This is a genomic window from Aureliella helgolandensis (genome assembly GCF_007752135.1).
In the GTDB taxonomy this organism is placed as follows: domain Bacteria; phylum Planctomycetota; class Planctomycetia; order Pirellulales; family Pirellulaceae; genus Aureliella; species Aureliella helgolandensis.
Window position 1 is genome coordinate 5,493,574 of the sequence record NZ_CP036298.1, and the last position, 15,480, is coordinate 5,509,053.

Genomic DNA, 15,480 nt, shown 5'->3' on the forward strand with positions numbered 1-15,480 from the left:
CAGCCGAGCAAGGATTGAGCCTATTTGCTCGGCCACTCGTCCGCCGCTGGCGTTTCAAACTTGGATACTCCGGGTGGGCTGCGTTTCGGAATGATGCGTTTGGATTTTGCGGAAATGGGTCAATTCCCTCTGGGTAGTCGATGTCGAACGGCCGAGGGTCACGAAATGGCCACAGATTAGTATACGTGTCACCATCAACGTTTCGGTACGATACACGCAAGTGTTTTTCTACCATATTGGTGCCCAAATAGGTGCGGAAGTGCTTCAGGGCGGCAAGGGGCGAATCTGTGTACACGAAGAAGTTGATAGTTCCCGAGCCAGCGTCGTAACCATTAACGTCGCAAGTCTTGGGCATGGAATCGGCCAGTTTCTGCTTGAACGCTAGAAGGTCGTTATGCTTTGCGAAGAACGTCCCAGGGAATTGAAATACGACTTGGTGCTGCATCGGCCAATCGCTTGTGGTTCACGCGGTTGCTTATTCGGATAACAACCAGTAGCAATCTATTCCAACTGGGATCGTAGCGAGCACGGAGGGATAGATTGTCCGTTGAGCTGAGACGCTTCGCTCCACAGGTGCAATGCGGATGGTATTGAACTGGCATCTGATGAGAGTCAGTTTACCCGAGGCAGAGATGGCTTGGCAAGCAGCTTAATGAGCAGTCGGGAGGTGCGCCGAGAGGCAGGTAGCTAATAGGAATCTTGCCGTTGAACCGCCCAGCCTGGAGGAAGGGTTCTCGACGCTCCCATGACGCGATGTCTGATATTTCCTTCCGGTAGGAACGCACCCTGGGCAGGAGCCGACAGTTACCAAATCTCGGAGCTCAATACCGAACAGGGCAGGCTAGCTACCCCATACCTTTCATCCTCGCTTCCTTTCTTGGCTACACATCAACCGACGATTTCGGCACGGTGCCTTATACCTCGGTTGCAAGCCTAGATAATGAGCCTGTGGCTAACAGCTACTCAGTCGAGAGTTACACTCGCTAGTCATCAACTCTTTTCCAGTACCACGTGCATCGTTTGGTTCGCTGGTGCCTCAGTGTTCATCGCGAAGGTGGTGGTCAAGAAAACGAACAATGTGTTGTCGGTATTGTATCGGATTATCGCGTAACAGGTCCACGTGTGCAGCACCATCGACCATCCAAAGATGTTTGGGTTCTGATGCAGCGGAAAACATTGCTTGCGTTTCTGATTCGGTGGTGTGTTGGTCGTCGGTTCCGGATGCGACGCAAACCGGACATTCTATGTCAGGCATGTGGTCGATGGGGCGAAGCTCATTTGGCGAAATGCCAAGACGAGGTTTGAGTTGGATGAGTAGCAGCCATGTGGGGATCGACGAAAGCGGACCAAGTTTAGCGGCAACACGATTGTGGATGGCATCGTGAATGTTCGGATAAACCGACTCGAGAACGAGAGCGTCGATTTCCAAGGGCGAGGCCAGTAGAGCGGCCGCGCCACCAAGCGAAACGCCAATAACGCCGATCGGTTCATCCGGGTGTTCGCGTCGTGCAAATTCAACTGCTGCACGAACGTCATGTCGTTCGAGGTATCCAGCCGTGATTGCACCTCCAGGGCTCTCGCCGTGTGCCTGGAGGTCGATCATCACCGTTGCATATCCCGCGTCATGAAGCATCCGAGCGCGATCTAACATCGAGAGACGCGAACCACGTATACCGTGGAGCAATACAATCACGCCGTTGCTGAAATCTGGTTGGGTATGCCAACCCGAAATCACAGAACCAGATTGGCTGTTCACGCTGAACGCGGTTGCGTTCAGTTCGAGTGGCGGCTCACCGATTGCGCGAGGGTTCGGCGCGATGAGTGCGCCAGCAACAAACCAGGACGCGATTAATCCGACGACGATGAAGCACGACGTGACCATCATAGCATGGCGGATCATTCGTATGCGTCGTGTGAGTGGCATCAAAGTTACGAGTTTCTTGTCCAGCGGAGGGTACCGATCATCCGGTCGCGACGATTGGTCTTCCATCTAAAAACGCCCGGCTACCGCGCCTCGGTGGCATCAGCTTATTCTCCACCACTATCTGTGTCGAGCGGAATGTAGTCTACCATTTCGTGCGTCCAGCGCGGAGCACCGTCTGAATGTTCGACAGGGGATTCCGAAATTGAGTGGATGAATCGGTCGACAAGGACATCATAGTCATCACGTGTTTCGTACGTCGGCCGAAAGTCATCACGCAGTGCCTGTAGTTCGGCGAGTACGACATCTGATCTATCGTTCTCGAGTTCGATGATCGTGTTTTGAATTAGGTCTTTGGTCGCTTCCGAGAAGTAGATGTTGGATTGCAGCCGATCAAGCGACCCAACGATCCAAGCAACGCCGAAAGACATTGCGATTGCGCAGACACCCAGCGTGATTCGAGCACCGCGGTTGTCGTAGAACTCAGAAATCAGCCAAATAATGGGGAATGCAACGACGAGAACAAGTGTCAATTCAAGCATTGGTCTGCACCATCGCGTCAGTCACCATTCATTTGGGCGAACGTCGGGATTCACCAAGTTGCGGGAGGTGACGTTCCATTTGGGTAAGACCATGCACCGCGACTTTGGTGCATTTCTCTGTTCGCCTCCGTGGATTGATTGTTCAACGGTGCAACATCCATCGCAATTCAATAGTCCTGCTTCTTGAAGTATCGGGAGTATCGTGGAAGCCATATCGAAGAACTCATCGCCACCCCAAAGCGTCAGCTTGGATTCCATTGGTTTGCGAACGCCGTACCATCGATACATTCTCGTGTTTCTGATCGATGTGAAGAATCGCGTCGTTTCCTCTCGTTGTGACGCTTCAATTGGAAACAGTTGTCGAGATAGGAACAGTGATGGCAGGCCGCACGGTATCTTAAATTGTGCAACGATCTGGCCCGGTGGTTCCTCCCATACTTCATTCTCCCATCCAAGTTGACGGCAAAGAGCAATATCAAAGTACCGTTTGCCAATAGGGCCGATAGGCCAACCCACAAACATCAAACCATCGGTTATGTCTTCGATCCGATCGTTCGCAAATGAATCTTCAAATACGACGACAGCTTGGGCGAGCGTGAATTCCTGTCCGATCGGAAGCATTTGATGCATCCGATCAAGGAGTTGGAGTCGACCATTCTCTTTTGCGAAGATCATGCGGTACTCGGGTTGGCGAACGAATAGCAATCTATCCCAACTGGGAGCACGGCGAGCACGGAGGCATAGATTGTCCGTTGAGCTGAGACGCTTCGCTCCACAGGTGCTATGCGGATGGTATTGAACTGGCATCTAATGACAGTCAGTTTAGCCTAGGCAGAGTTGGCTTGGCAAGCATTTTGTCGAGCTGCCGGGCAGTCGCGTAGAGAGGCAGATAGATAATAAGAAATCTTGAGGTTGTAGCTCCCAGACTGGAGACGGGTTCGCGTCGCTCCCGCGACGCGATACTTGCAATTACCTTCCAGGATTCACACACATTGGGCTGGAGCCGACAGCAACCAAATTTCGGAGCTCAATCTCGTTCAGGGCAGGGTAGCTACCCCCTACCTTTCATCCTCGCTTCCTTTCTTTGCTACACATCAACCGACGATTTCGGCACTGTGCCTTGTACCTCGGTTGCAAGCCTAGAGAATGAGCCAATGGCGTGCTGCTACTCATGCGGGGTTCGCACCCGCTAGTCATTCAAACATCTCCAGTTCGATTCGTGCATGCGATGGTTACGGCCTATCGCAGATGCGTGCTCGTTCAAGGAACCAAGACCAGTTTGCAGTGGCCCGGGAAATTTCCCGTGGGAGCTCTTCACCATCATTGTACCAACTCCGGGTGACGTGCTGGAGGATTTCCAATATTACAGAAGTCTGTGCAACTGTTAACTCCCCGAGCTTCGGATGGCATTCTGGCGACGATCGCTTCGAGATTGGCTGCGCGAGAATCGAGAACACGAACGTGTTGCAAATGTCCCCCTCATCCGGATCGTTGGACAAGCAGAACCGGACGATTCCTGGCACGAAGTAAGCGAGTGTAGCAGGTCCTAGTAGAATGATTCCGTCGCCAAGCTCTGCACTCGGGATATCGTCCGGTTCGCGCCCAGCGAGAAGGCGGCTGAAATCATGGCATTCCGGGCAGTTGCACTCGTTGATACGCCTCGGCTGCTGGCCAGCAAAGGCCGTTGACGCTCGAGCGATCAAATTGTCGGCATGCATCTGGCGCTCATGTGCAGAGAACGGTTGAGGTATCCGCGTCGTGGGGTTGGGGTTGGAAGTGCAAAGTGAATGACGTACCACGACTGCGATTCACCGCCATGGCTCGTCAGAATTTCGTCGTACTGGGGATTACATGGAATTGTACGACAGGTACATCACACCAGATTTGAAATATACTCGAAGCTGTTTTCCATTGTCAGCCATACTAGTTTCGAACGCCGCTATTGGTGAGTCAAAGCCCATAGCTTCTTCATCGTGCGTTAGCAGGCCACTTGATCCGGGGGTTAATCCCCAAGGATGGGTCGTTGCCCACGCATTGAATTGCGGTAGTGTCATTCGATAGGTTGCATAGAGTCGTGCAAAATCTGGAGAGTAGGTTACGCATCCACTACGTGGGACAAATCGATTCTGCGCCTGGTGCCAAGCGACGAAAACTCGGTGATGGAATGCGACATTGAGCAATATCCCTGCAAATGGAGCGATAAAGAAAGCAACCAAGCATACGTTTCCCCAAGTCAGTTTTAGACGCTGCCTGACTACTCCGAGAAGAACTAAAGTTGTGATCACCGGCGCCGCAAGGAGCACAAGAAAGGTCTTGAAGTAGATGTCACCTAGGTTCATGGGGTTCTTCGACGAACGGCAGGGTTCACGGTGTTCCGGGAGTTGACTGGTTGTGCAAAGTTGTTCCGCCTCCGGAACTACCGTGCAAAACTTGGTTCGCCTTTATTTGGGCCATTTAAGAATATCAACGGTAGTAGGTCCGTCGTCGTGAAAGCTGAAGCCAACGAAGAACGGCGAGCTTGTCTTCATGGAGTCAAAGGCACGCTCTTTAACCAATCGCTCTATAGTGCGCCACATCGAAATTCTGGCGTTTCCTTCGATGTAGCTATCGTCTCCATCTTCATCACTCTTCTCAACGCCATTTTTCTTCGCGATCTTTCTCCACTCCGAAAGGTCTACCTCAGCGAATTCGCCGAAATCGAAATCGCCCGAATCAGTGTTATATATTTCTAAAGACGGACAGTTAAGTCCGTGCTTGGCCAACTCCCACGCACGCTTACCCTTGCAAGTCGCGCGGCGACTCTTCTTTGTCGATTTGAACGAGTCCAGACAAACATCAGAATTGTTTGAAACAGAGTCGATACTTATGCCCACACGTCCGTATGCAACGTCGTCAGAATCGAGAAAAAAACAGCGGACCTCCGTAGTTGGCTCTTCTTTACAGAAGGCTTTAATTGCCCGAATCGCTGCTTTGTATAGTTTCTCTTCAGCTTGTTTTAATTCGTCTTCGTACATGCGATTCTTTCATGGCGAACGGTAGAAATCACGGGGGACGGAGGAACGACTTCCCACTTCAAAAACCGCGCAAGCCGTCCTCCCGTGGATGTCATGGTTATCCGTCAAATCAGGGCAGTTGTATTGTAGACTTGATGTAGTCGACGATAACTCGATTTGGGCTCGCCTCATCCGGGATACGGTCGTCTGCCCGAAAGGCATCAAGCGTGAGTTGCGAGGCACCTCGGCATTGTGCGGCAAGAGCAGGCCCATCGATGTCGAATCGGACAGAAACAGTGGACCTTAGTTCCTCGTAGGTCCAAGGTGACTCCTGTCCAACCTCTAAATCGAAACTTGGTTCTAGTTCAGCCCAGGACTTGGGCCATTCGTAGTCGTGCTCAGATAGGTGACGGCATATGGCGTATGCGATCGCGTTCTGCTGCATGTACTTGCGCGATAGTGCCTGACGGCTGAAATGCAACACTACGAATGGGCAGCAGATCGCAACCACAAAAACAGCAAGGAATAATGAGCGAATTGTGTACTTCGTACTTCCGTGCGGATAATGGTAGAAATCACGCAGTCGCCGCGAGCGATTTCCCATTTCCAAAGCACGCGTTCGGCGACTTGTGTGCATTTCATTGTTCCTGTTAGTCGTTGCCAGCCCCTTTTGTAAGCAATCCGCGAATATCGCTATTCCATCTCACAATGAATTCGTCATAGTCCTGATCGCTGTCATATTGCAGTTCCTCGTGCTCGAAGCAGTAGAGTCCGGGCAACAACTCTTGCGATTCGGACATGAGGTAGCCCATAGCGTCGCCGTTACTCCAGTCTATAAATGGATGGAATCGGCCTTTGAGTTGCGAGTGTGTTTTCAAGTACCACTTCTCAGTTGTTTTCGTCAAGTCAGCAATTTGCTTGATGGGAACAAAGAACCAGTACTTATCATCGCCAGCGTCAAGACTACAGCCGTCGCAAGCGGCATAAAGTTCAAAGAATTCGTTTGGAATGACGCTGGGCATTTCCTTTCTCACCGACTCGATATCGTCCAAGGAAGCTGGAGGAGCGATAAAAAGCACGAAGTCGGATGAAATCTTTCCGTGGTGGAACTTTCTAATCAGCTTCACGTAGTCCATCATCTACCTAGTCTGACAGGAACTGCGGCGACGGTGCCGCCGAGGTTGATTGTTAAGTAAGTCAGACTGGCTCGGCGGCTTCTGTCCAACGCTTGGTTCTGCAGTCGTTTCCCGCTAGTTTGTTACGGTCACGATGTAGCCACCAAATAGTATAGCACGACGAGCAGGTTGAAAGCCGTGCCAAGTGCGATGCGTGTGTATCCGCGAAAGTATGCTAGCCGCCGCTTCCGTGGAATGTGGGACGGCCCGAACGTCGTTAGCACACCGTGGCGAAACAATGGTAGTTTTGCGTAGACAAGATCCACAAGACCGATTGCATAAAGTGCACCCATGACGATGTAATTGATCGGCCAAATCACGACGAGAAGCATTCCCAAACCGAAGATCATTGGCGAAAGCAGAATGAGGTTTGCCCAAAGTTCGTGTCGTCTCATTTGAATCACCGTGGCGATCAGGTAGTTGGGTGTCTCTAGAATGCAGAACGAATAGCAATCTATCCCAACTGGGAATGCAGCGAGCACGGAGGGATAGATTGTCCGTTGAGCTGAGACGCTTCGCTCGACGGGTCCTATGCGGATAGTTCGAGCTGGCGTCTGATGACAGTCAGTTTAGCCTAGGCAGAGTTGGCTTGGCAAGCATTTTGCCGAGCTGCCGGGCAGTCGCGTAGAGAGGCAGATAGATAATAAGAAATCTTGAGGTTGTAGCTCCCAGACTAGAGAAAGGATTCTCGGCGCTCCCGCGACGCGATACTTGCAATTACCTTCCAGGATGCACACACCTTGGGCAGGAGCCGACAGTTACCAAATCTCGGAGCTCAATACCGAACAGGGCAGGCTAGCTACCCCATACCTTTCATCCTCGCTTCCTTTCTTGGCTACACATCAACCGACGACTTCGGCACGGTGCCCTATACCTCGGTTGCAAGCCTAGAGAATGAGCCTGTGGCTAACAGCTACTCAGGCGGGAGTTACACCCGCTAGTCATTCAAACATCTCCAGTTCGATTCGTTCATGCGATGGTTATCCGGCGTCTAGTTTTCCGTTTGAGATGCGGTTCCATTCACTATGCAGCATCTCCATTTCGAGGTTCAGACAAGCGGCTGTCAATCATTGACATTAGGCGGCCAAAATGCGCGACCAACGAGCGTGGCCCCCGGACCGATCGCAATGCATCCAACGAGCATCGCGAAGACAGTGTTGTCACCGGGGTCAATTGAGTGAATCCAGTAGAACACGGCAAGGCCTATCAGGACCAGTGTGAATCCTAAACCGAAAGAAGTTGATCGTTGCATAGCTAATTGTCGTCAGAAGACTTCAGTCGGATAATGTTGGCGATAACGGCGTTCGCGCGCTGAACTATTTAACAAGCTGAGCGGCATCGCGAACTGCCGGTGAGTAGAGCGAGCTCTCTCTTTCGAGTTTAGCATAAAGCTTGGGCTTGATCGATTGAGCGTCGCCCCCTCATTGCTCATCCGCACCCTCTCAGAACCGGACATGCGCAGTTAACGCATCCGGCTCCCAGCTATCACTTGTCTACCGATTCCTTGTAACGGCCTGTTGCGCCACGAGCAATCCAAGGTATTCAGGTGGGTTCACACCCGCTTGCTTTCAAACCATTTCCAGTACGCACGTTCACGGCTTGGTTATCCGCCGGTATTAAACAGCACAACTCCACACTTAGCGATGCTCCTTTGATTCTTTTTTCATGATTTCGAATCCGTTAGCACCGATAACGTTGTACCCGCCGTCATTATTGTCTTTGGTGAAACCATCATATGAATTGCGTGAGAGATAGATCCGCACGGTATCGCCAGTTGATGGCAAGCCTCGATGCCCCGAAGTCGATGGTGGAATTTGCCCGGCTCCTATCCATTTTCGATTCCAATAGCGAACATAGGCTAGCTGCCCCTTCCTAAGCGATTCTCCTTTGTCGACTGCATCGATGCTGATCTCAGCAACATACCTTGTATAACGCCAATCGCCGACAGTTTCTTCGCGGTCGTAGATCGCAACAACATCCGCGATGACAGTGTCAGTTGCCGTACTCTGCAATTGTGACGGCGACATATCAATCTTCTCAGCACGAACCGCCGAAGCGAACAACAGCACAACGCTAGCGCAATAAGCACAGTGTTTCAGTGTCATTTTAGATCTCCATGTTTCGACTGATAAAGTTGTATCTCGGATAACGTCTGGCGTTGACCGGGTCGCCGCCAATCAACATTGACTTCAGGAATGATGCTATCGGCGGCTCTGCGTCCAACGCTTGGTTCTGCCGGTCATTTCTTTGCAGGCACAACGGAAATCACGAAAGTATCCTCGCGGAATAACCCCATGTATGCGCCGCTAAGCGGTTCCTTGCCATCGTATAGCACAACGAGTTTTCCTTTGAGCTTAGAGAGGTCATCATCGTCCACCGCAACACGCATGGCATTGGTCACTTTGATATCTGAAAATTTAAGTGTTATGTGAAAAGTGCTAACAACGGACTTCGGGTCGTGCCGCTCGATTGTTGACATTCCGGTGAGAGTCTTTGCCTCCAGGTCGACATCGGAGATAAGCATGAATTTCGGCGGACTGGACTCCATGACTTCGCCTTGCGTCTTGAAGTAGACGGCGTCCTGTGCCAACGCGGCAGCAAAGAAGCCAAAGCAGCACACGAGAGCAATCGCAGCAACAGAGTATTTCATGTCACAGTTCCTTTTTTGATTGGAAGCGTAACGTCACCGATCATGGCGTCGGCGAGATTGATTTGGTGGTAAATCTGGCTAAATGTCGCCCACGAACGTGCATCGGATTGTTCTCGGTTCTGGATCGCTAGGGCCAGGAGTTTCGGTCCGACCGTGGTCATTATAGCGAACGTGATTTACGATCAATCAGGACCGCCTGGAATTGCATGCATGTGTTTGGCGAGTCTAGTGTGCTACCAATCGAAATTTCCTGACTGAACAACTGTGCGTCGAGGTGGATTCCTCATCGTTTCCGTCCGGATGGACTTCCGGGACCCGAGTGCATTCGAGCGGTTCGCAATCGTGCTTCCATTGCCCAAAGACTGTTTGATCTTCGTTAAGTCTTCCTGGCTGTTATGTCAGCCTGACATTACGTCTTCACATCTAGACTTCGTTCCTCTCGGTGACTACTGGGCAACCGAAATAGACTCAATGTGCGAGCATCCCATTGAATCCGGGAACGCCAGGCATAACCGAGTGGCCATCGAGCGAGCTTGCTCGCCGATCGAGTGAACAAGAACCTTCGGTTCATACAATTATAATTTACTAAATGGATTGATGAGCCTTTCCGAACCCACCATCCCTTTCAAGTAAGTGTAACATCGTCAGGAAAGGCTGAGTTTTCATCAGTATACGGGGCATCAACATTACCGCCAGCAATATTCCTACCGTGCCAGAATCGGTTCAGGTGGGCGTAGATGTGACCGAGCTGGATCATCGTATCAATCTCGTTGATCTCTGAACTGTCTTCGATCTCGGAAATCAACGTCCCCAGGTGCATGTGAGCCTCCGTGATCTGGCTCAAGAGCATATCCCAACGCACGGGGTCATCCTCGGCTCGAATTACGTCAGGCTCAGGGGCAGGTACCATGCAAGATCTTCAATCAAAAAACTTCACCGTTCACCGGGCCGCGGCGAACGACGTTCATTTCAAATTCCGCGCGGTCCGCGGCTCCCTCTGCAACGGTTTATTATGCTACGTCGCTAGCTGGGTGGCCTTACCCATCGGCTGTTCCTTTGCTGGCGCCGTGTTTCCAGAAACCGACGACGAGCAAAAACCACGCGATGATCAGTCCTAGTCCAGCGCCGATATGCGTGAGCTTGACGACCAGTTCTTGCCATGGTTCTCCGCCGGCGGCGCCTGCCTGACTTGCGGCAATAGGCAACATCTGCGTTGTTCCCCACCAAGAATTGGCTGCCTCGGAGATAGCCATGGCCCATGTCAACCAAGCCGCAACCACCATCACCCAGATGGACTTGAGTCCGACACTGTGCGGCAGCGACAACAGCGCAGTTGCTAGGACGATGAACAGCATGCCGTTTGTTACGAACTGGATGTGAGCCCCAAGGGCGAGTCTTGCGTGTGGAGTAACAGGGATGACAAGGCCCCACACCAATCCGACCAGCACGAGAACCATGCCGTGAATCAGAATCTGCCGACTGCCGCTGTGAACGCTCATCAGTGATGCGACCCTTGTGCTTGGCGCTCCGTCTCGCCCGCCTAACGCTACCGAGCACAGCGTCGGCGAGATTGATTTGGTTGTAAATGTGGTTGGATATCGCCCACTGCCGAGCATCGGATTGGTCTCGGGTCTGGATTGATAGAGCTAGGCGTTTCGGCCCCACCGGAGTCAGTATAGCAAACGTGGTTGCAGTCTCGGAGGACCGCCTGGAATTGCATGCCATGTCTGGCGAGTGTGGCGTGCTACCAATCGAAATTTCCTGACCGAGCAACTGTGCGTCGAGATGCGTTCTCCATCGTTTTCATCCGATTGGCTTGCCGCGAAGCAATTGCAGTCGCGAGGGTCACAATGGTGCTTCCATTGCCCAAAGACCTATCATCCGCCTTGTAATACGTCTTCACGTTTAGTCTTCGTTCCTCTCGGTAGCCAGTTGGCATCCGCCTCGAATCGATTTGAAGCAATACGTTGGAATCCGAGTAGCAGTTGTTTAACTCGGTCACTGGTCTTTTCGCGAGTGACCGTCCGCGTTTCCCCCAAGCCGTCTTCAATTATCCATATCCTCGAACGCGATTCCATCTGGATGCGAAAGTCGGAGTCCTGAAAACCCAAAGTAGTCCACCAGCGGGTGGTGTCCAGTTTTCAGCTTACCAGCAGCTACATCACTTGGACGACGCTGGAAGCACCGTTTAGTCAACTGCTTTACCAACCCCTTTGCTCCGCACAGTCGCTGGCCAGCTCCCACGCATCACCACACGGGCCAACCTAGGGCACCGTCGCGGCTTTCCGGAAACCCGCTGGACTCCTTGGCTTGCTGCGGTTCAAACCTCATGGCTCCATGTGTGTTGAACGGACTAGTTTCCATCCCCCCACCACACGGAGACGCACATGCCCAACAAACGGCGAAAGAAGAACCGATTGCAACCGGAGGCTGCCTACGAGAACTCGCACCGCGTCGCCCAAGACCTCGTCGAGAGGATTCGCGAGCTGCTCTTTGACATGCCCGCGCCCGGCGTGGAAGAACACCCGATTTACTGGACGCGTGTTGGTTCGATCAACGAGGTCAACAAGCGACTCTCAAGCGTTGTCGCCTTCCTAGACGGTACGGAACACTAAGCCAAAACGCGATACCAATCCGCGTCGCCGGTCGGTGGTTCGATCGGCCTGGCGATGGCAGCCAACCACGAACTAGATTTGGGAACTACGACGATGAAGAAGGCAGGTGTGAAAATTGGTGGTGTGTATCCGCGACAGCGACACACCAGCGACCATCGACTTGACGGAGCACAAGCTCGTTTGTGTCGAGGAGCTCGGCGGGCATCTGAAATCGTATCGCTCTGCTGCGTAGCGGAGGAAGGTGCAGCCCACACTGCTTCGTTCTATTGGATGCGAGTGAGACAGTGCTCAAGCAAAATTCGGGGCTTCTCTCTGGCTGTTCAAAGCACCGCAGTCCGATGCGACCAACTCCCTTCCCAGTGCAAAAATTGCCGACTGAGCCATGTGGTCAGATTCGTGTACAGCGCGCAGGCGACTGTAGCCGGTGCAGAGCCATCGCAACGCAAAGCACCGCACCAGCAATAGGCGAGAAGTAGCACACGTGAGATACGCAGAAGAAGTCTGCTTAGAGTTACGAGAAAATTGAAAGTGAAGCGGTTTAGTTCAACGACTGTGGATAACCGGGGGCGAGTGCATCGGCAACCACTGCCCAACGGATGTTCGAGCCCTCCGGTTCATCCGATGGTTCATCGGTGTCATACCTCCCCGGTATTGCAGGAAACTCAGGACTACTTTCGATAAAGAACCCACTCCACCTCAAGGTGATAAGTCTTCCGGTTTGGCTGTTTCAGAGCAAACGCCTTCCAATCCGCACTCAGAAGCTTTGCCTCTGGAAAAGAGAAGTCATGCAACTCGCGGTACTTGACGACTTTCAACTTGGCGAAGTTCCCTTCTTTAGTCCGCAGGGCCAACACCGCGCCGCAAACCAATGATTCGTTGGCAACCTTCTTGTCGGAGTACTTCAGCGCCTCCAAATCCTCTCGGGTAATCTTGTCAAACTCTATCTTACCGAGCACGAACAGTGCTGCCCCATTCCGTGGAGCTAGAAACTGTTCCCTAGCATTGACTTGCTCCCACCAGACATCACAGCTTTTCTCATCTCCCTGTTTGTTTGTTTCGATATCCCACATCGATGTGCCGAGAATAGCGGTCCGGCCTTTCACAGGCCCGTCTTGTGTCTTCTCATCGCTTCCTCCAGAGACTACCTGCGTTACTGTCGCTACAAGCGCCAAGAAGAACCATGTGGTCCAGGAACTCAACATACGTATCTCCGTTGAAGTCGAACTGCTGCCGAACGAATAGCAATCTATCCCAACTGGGAGCGCAGCGAGCACGGAGGGATAGATTGTCCGTCGAGCTGAGACGCTTCGCTCGACGGGTCCTATACGGATAGTTCGAGCTGGCGTCTGATGACAGTCAGCTTAGCCTAGGCAGAGTTGGCTTGGCAAGCATTTTGTCGAGCAGAAAGGAAACGCACCGTGAGGCGGATAGGTAATAGGAATCATGCAGTTGCATCTCCCAGCCTGGAGAAAGGGTTCTCGGCGCTCCCGCGACGCGAAACTTACAATTACCTTCCAGTATGCACACACATTGGGCAGGAGCAGACAGCAACCAAATCTCGGAGCTCAATACCGTTCAGGGCAGGGTAGCTACCCCCTACCTTTCATCCTCGCTTCCTTTCTTTGCTACACATCAACCGACGACTTCGGCACAGTGCTATACCTCGGTTGCAAGGCTAGATAATGAGCCTGGGACTAGCAGCTACTCATGCGAGGGGTCACGCCCGCTAATCATTCAAACATCTCCAGTTCGATTCTTGCATGCGATGGTTCGCTGTCATCTATCGCCAGCTGAGACGGGAGATTCTGGTTGCTGTATAGGCACCCACAGTACAAGCGAACTCAAGTCTGGGAACGTATACGGAAGCAATTCGATCATGAACGGCAGGCGATGACTATGGGCATCTTCCAACCGGATATCAAGCAGCTCATGCGCTTCACAATAGCGGGCAACAAGCTTCATGTAGCGACGCAGTAGCAGAACCGACGGAAAGGCGTTTTTGATTAGGCACCACTCAAGCAGATCACGGTCCCGTTTGGAACTGTTACAGGATTTGCATGCCCAGACGAGATTGTCGGAGTAGTCCTCACCGCCCTTTATCCTCGGAATCAAATGATCGATGCTTAAAGAGGTTGTTGCTCCACAATAACAGCACGCTTGGGGGTAGTTGAGCTTCACTTTTTCATCGTCATAAAGCGTGCGCATCTGCATCGTGCGTGAGGTGAGCCCCTTGAAGAGCTTCGCGCGGATCATGTGATGCGTACGCGCATATTTGATTGCACCTGCGTCGAGCGCAGCATGTGCACGAGCGAGGTTTGCATACGCCCACGCGATGTGTTGCCTTACGGTGTCGATCACTGGTGTTGGCATAAGAAGTACGGTTCGGCTGATAGCGAACGAATAAGGTAAACGCGTCGAGGGGCTTGAGTTGGAAGTGCAAAGTGAATGACGTACCACGACTGCGATTCACCGCCAGGGTTCGTCAGAATTTCGTCGTACTGGGGATTACATGGAATTGTACGACAGGTACATCACACCAGATTTGAAATATACTCGAAGCTGTTTTCCATTGTCAGCCATACTAGTTTCGAACGCCGCTATTGGTGAGTCAAAGCCCATAGCTTCTTCATCGTGCGTTAGCAGGTCACTTGATCCGGGGGTTAATCCCCAAGGATGGGTCGTTGCCCACGCATTGAATTGCGGTAGTGTCATTCGATAGGTTGCATAGAGTCGTGCAAAATCTGGAGAGTAGGTTACGCATCCACTACGTGGGACAAATCGATTCTGCGCCTGGTGCCAAGCGGCGAAAACTCGGTGATGGAATGCGCCATTGAGCAATATCCCTGCAAATGGAGCGATAAAGAAAGCAACCAAGCACACGTTTCCCCAAGTCAGTTTTAGACGCGGCCTGAGTACTCCGAGAAGAACCAAAGTTGTGATCACCGGCGCCGCAAGAAGCACAAGAAAGGTCTTGAAGTAGATGTCACCTAGGTTCATGGGGTTCTTCGACGAACGACGGGCATCACCCAGCCGCGGATAACGATATTAAATTGGCATTTCGCCCAGCCGCCGTGGCTTGGGTGCATGCCATTGTGCTTTCGCGCTTTTACATCCCTGATTTTTCGGCTACCTTTGCGATCCGGACTTTGACGGAGGACGCCGGTGAATAGCCTGCAAATCCCTCGAAGCCCGGAAGCTTGAACCCGCGGCCCGGCTCGGTTTCGTGTGTTTCTCCAGGTAGCACGCCGGGCGAATCATCGAACTCTGCGAACAGAGTGTAGTTGAACGTTTCTCGAGTCGAACCATCATCGTTAAGCGAGGTGATCTCGGCGTCGACAACGCGAACGGAAATGTCACCAGTGTTTTTCCATGTAGTCAGCACTTCCTGACCCATCTTGCCGTTGGCTGCATTCTTGAATGGTGCTAGTTGAGCGTCAATCAATTCGACAGTAGCCATTTTTGTTGGAGCATTCTGCGACGTCGTTGTTTCTGGGGTAGTACGGTTTTGAGCTGTTGGCGTATCGCATCCCATAGCGATCAGCAAGGCGAATAGCGTGAAGTATCGGGCGAGCATTTGTGTAGTC

General features: G+C 52.2%; 17 protein-coding genes. 1 reads left to right on the forward strand and 16 read right to left on the reverse strand.

Annotated elements, in window-relative coordinates:
• Positions 1–1,036: 1,036 nt before the first annotated feature.
• The 12 genes from Q31a_RS19095 to Q31a_RS19150 all read right to left on the reverse strand — a co-directional run bounded on the left by Q31a_RS19095 (position 1,037) and on the right by Q31a_RS19150 (position 10,780).
• The gene (locus tag Q31a_RS19095) at positions 1,037–1,900 is read right to left on the reverse strand and encodes an alpha/beta hydrolase (protein ID WP_145081482.1); all 864 of its coding nucleotides are present in this window, start codon (positions 1,898–1,900) and stop codon (positions 1,037–1,039) included.
• 128 nt (positions 1,901–2,028) lie between these two features.
• The gene (locus tag Q31a_RS19100) at positions 2,029–2,463 is read right to left on the reverse strand and encodes a hypothetical protein (RefSeq protein WP_145081485.1); all 435 of its coding nucleotides are present in this window, start codon (positions 2,461–2,463) and stop codon (positions 2,029–2,031) included.
• Positions 2,464–2,484: 21 nt separating this feature from the next.
• Positions 2,485–3,138, reverse strand: a complete 654-nt coding sequence (locus Q31a_RS19105; protein ID WP_145081487.1) for a hypothetical protein — start codon at positions 3,136–3,138, stop codon at positions 2,485–2,487.
• A 1,172-nt stretch (positions 3,139–4,310) separates the two neighbouring features.
• Positions 4,311–4,802: a hypothetical protein gene (locus Q31a_RS19110; protein WP_145081490.1), complete on the reverse strand. Its 492-nt coding sequence runs from the start codon at positions 4,800–4,802 to the stop codon at positions 4,311–4,313.
• A 102-nt stretch (positions 4,803–4,904) separates the two neighbouring features.
• On the reverse strand, positions 4,905–5,477 hold the full coding sequence (locus tag Q31a_RS19115) for a hypothetical protein (protein ID WP_145081493.1): 573 nt from the start codon (positions 5,475–5,477) through the stop codon (positions 4,905–4,907).
• A 109-nt stretch (positions 5,478–5,586) separates the two neighbouring features.
• Entirely contained in the window at positions 5,587–6,093 is a 507-nt protein-coding gene (locus tag Q31a_RS19120) for a hypothetical protein (RefSeq protein WP_145081496.1), read from the reverse strand.
• A gap of 13 nt (positions 6,094–6,106) precedes the next feature.
• A complete protein-coding gene (locus tag Q31a_RS19125; RefSeq protein WP_145081499.1) occupies positions 6,107–6,595 on the reverse strand; it encodes an SMI1/KNR4 family protein in 489 nt (162 codons plus the stop codon).
• A 125-nt stretch (positions 6,596–6,720) separates the two neighbouring features.
• Positions 6,721–7,026 (reverse strand): hypothetical protein, encoded by a 306-nt coding sequence (locus Q31a_RS19130; protein ID WP_145081502.1) that lies wholly within the window; start codon positions 7,024–7,026, stop codon positions 6,721–6,723.
• Between the two features lie 1,242 nt (positions 7,027–8,268).
• Positions 8,269–8,736 carry a hypothetical protein gene (locus Q31a_RS19135; RefSeq protein ID WP_145081505.1) on the reverse strand — a complete coding sequence of 156 codons (468 nt, stop codon included), beginning with the start codon at positions 8,734–8,736 and terminating at the stop codon, positions 8,269–8,271.
• A gap of 134 nt (positions 8,737–8,870) precedes the next feature.
• Positions 8,871–9,281 (reverse strand): hypothetical protein, encoded by a 411-nt coding sequence (locus Q31a_RS19140; protein WP_145081508.1) that lies wholly within the window; start codon positions 9,279–9,281, stop codon positions 8,871–8,873.
• Positions 9,282–9,906: 625 nt separating this feature from the next.
• Positions 9,907–10,191, reverse strand: coding sequence for a hypothetical protein (locus tag Q31a_RS19145; RefSeq protein ID WP_145081511.1), 285 nt, complete (start codon positions 10,189–10,191; stop codon positions 9,907–9,909).
• A 127-nt stretch (positions 10,192–10,318) separates the two neighbouring features.
• Positions 10,319–10,780, reverse strand: a complete 462-nt coding sequence (locus tag Q31a_RS19150; RefSeq protein WP_145081515.1) for a hypothetical protein — start codon at positions 10,778–10,780, stop codon at positions 10,319–10,321.
• A gap of 888 nt (positions 10,781–11,668) precedes the next feature.
• Here Q31a_RS19150 and Q31a_RS19155 point away from each other — a divergent pair.
• Positions 11,669–11,896: a hypothetical protein gene (locus Q31a_RS19155; protein WP_145081518.1), complete on the forward strand. Its 228-nt coding sequence runs from the start codon at positions 11,669–11,671 to the stop codon at positions 11,894–11,896.
• 668 nt (positions 11,897–12,564) lie between these two features.
• Here Q31a_RS19155 and Q31a_RS19160 read toward each other — a convergent pair.
• The 4 genes from Q31a_RS19160 to Q31a_RS19175 form a co-directional block, all read right to left on the reverse strand.
• Positions 12,565–13,098: a hypothetical protein gene (locus Q31a_RS19160; RefSeq protein WP_145081521.1), complete on the reverse strand. Its 534-nt coding sequence runs from the start codon at positions 13,096–13,098 to the stop codon at positions 12,565–12,567.
• Between the two features lie 574 nt (positions 13,099–13,672).
• Positions 13,673–14,254 carry an HNH endonuclease gene (locus tag Q31a_RS19165; RefSeq protein WP_197355403.1) on the reverse strand — a complete coding sequence of 194 codons (582 nt, stop codon included), beginning with the start codon at positions 14,252–14,254 and terminating at the stop codon, positions 13,673–13,675.
• A 147-nt stretch (positions 14,255–14,401) separates the two neighbouring features.
• Positions 14,402–14,893 carry a hypothetical protein gene (locus Q31a_RS19170; protein ID WP_145081527.1) on the reverse strand — a complete coding sequence of 164 codons (492 nt, stop codon included), beginning with the start codon at positions 14,891–14,893 and terminating at the stop codon, positions 14,402–14,404.
• A 109-nt stretch (positions 14,894–15,002) separates the two neighbouring features.
• Complete coding sequence (locus tag Q31a_RS19175; RefSeq protein ID WP_145081530.1) at positions 15,003–15,470, reverse strand: hypothetical protein; 468 nt, start codon at positions 15,468–15,470, stop codon at positions 15,003–15,005.
• Positions 15,471–15,480 lie beyond the last annotated feature (10 nt).

Bases quoted from the DNA above. Each gene is read 5' to 3' on its own strand.
- Q31a_RS19095 (WP_145081482.1), bottom strand. From the start codon at position 1,900: ATGATCCGCCATGCTATGATGGTCACGTCGTGCTTCATCGTCGTCGGA.
- Q31a_RS19100 (WP_145081485.1), bottom strand. From the start codon at position 2,463: ATGCTTGAATTGACACTTGTTCTCGTCGTTGCATTCCCCATTATTTGG.
- Q31a_RS19105 (WP_145081487.1), bottom strand. From the start codon at position 3,138: ATGATCTTCGCAAAAGAGAATGGTCGACTCCAACTCCTTGATCGGATG.
- Q31a_RS19110 (WP_145081490.1), bottom strand. From the start codon at position 4,802: ATGAACCTAGGTGACATCTACTTCAAGACCTTTCTTGTGCTCCTTGCG.
- Q31a_RS19115 (WP_145081493.1), bottom strand. From the start codon at position 5,477: ATGTACGAAGACGAATTAAAACAAGCTGAAGAGAAACTATACAAAGCA.
- Q31a_RS19120 (WP_145081496.1), bottom strand. From the start codon at position 6,093: ATGCACACAAGTCGCCGAACGCGTGCTTTGGAAATGGGAAATCGCTCG.
- Q31a_RS19125 (WP_145081499.1), bottom strand. From the start codon at position 6,595: ATGATGGACTACGTGAAGCTGATTAGAAAGTTCCACCACGGAAAGATT.
- Q31a_RS19130 (WP_145081502.1), bottom strand. From the start codon at position 7,026: ATGAGACGACACGAACTTTGGGCAAACCTCATTCTGCTTTCGCCAATG.
- Q31a_RS19135 (WP_145081505.1), bottom strand. From the start codon at position 8,736: ATGACACTGAAACACTGTGCTTATTGCGCTAGCGTTGTGCTGTTGTTC.
- Q31a_RS19140 (WP_145081508.1), bottom strand. From the start codon at position 9,281: ATGAAATACTCTGTTGCTGCGATTGCTCTCGTGTGCTGCTTTGGCTTC.
- Q31a_RS19145 (WP_145081511.1), bottom strand. From the start codon at position 10,191: ATGGTACCTGCCCCTGAGCCTGACGTAATTCGAGCCGAGGATGACCCC.
- Q31a_RS19150 (WP_145081515.1), bottom strand. From the start codon at position 10,780: ATGAGCGTTCACAGCGGCAGTCGGCAGATTCTGATTCACGGCATGGTT.
- Q31a_RS19155 (WP_145081518.1), top strand. From the start codon at position 11,669: ATGCCCAACAAACGGCGAAAGAAGAACCGATTGCAACCGGAGGCTGCC.
- Q31a_RS19160 (WP_145081521.1), bottom strand. From the start codon at position 13,098: ATGTTGAGTTCCTGGACCACATGGTTCTTCTTGGCGCTTGTAGCGACA.
- Q31a_RS19170 (WP_145081527.1), bottom strand. From the start codon at position 14,893: ATGAACCTAGGTGACATCTACTTCAAGACCTTTCTTGTGCTTCTTGCG.
- Q31a_RS19175 (WP_145081530.1), bottom strand. From the start codon at position 15,470: ATGCTCGCCCGATACTTCACGCTATTCGCCTTGCTGATCGCTATGGGA.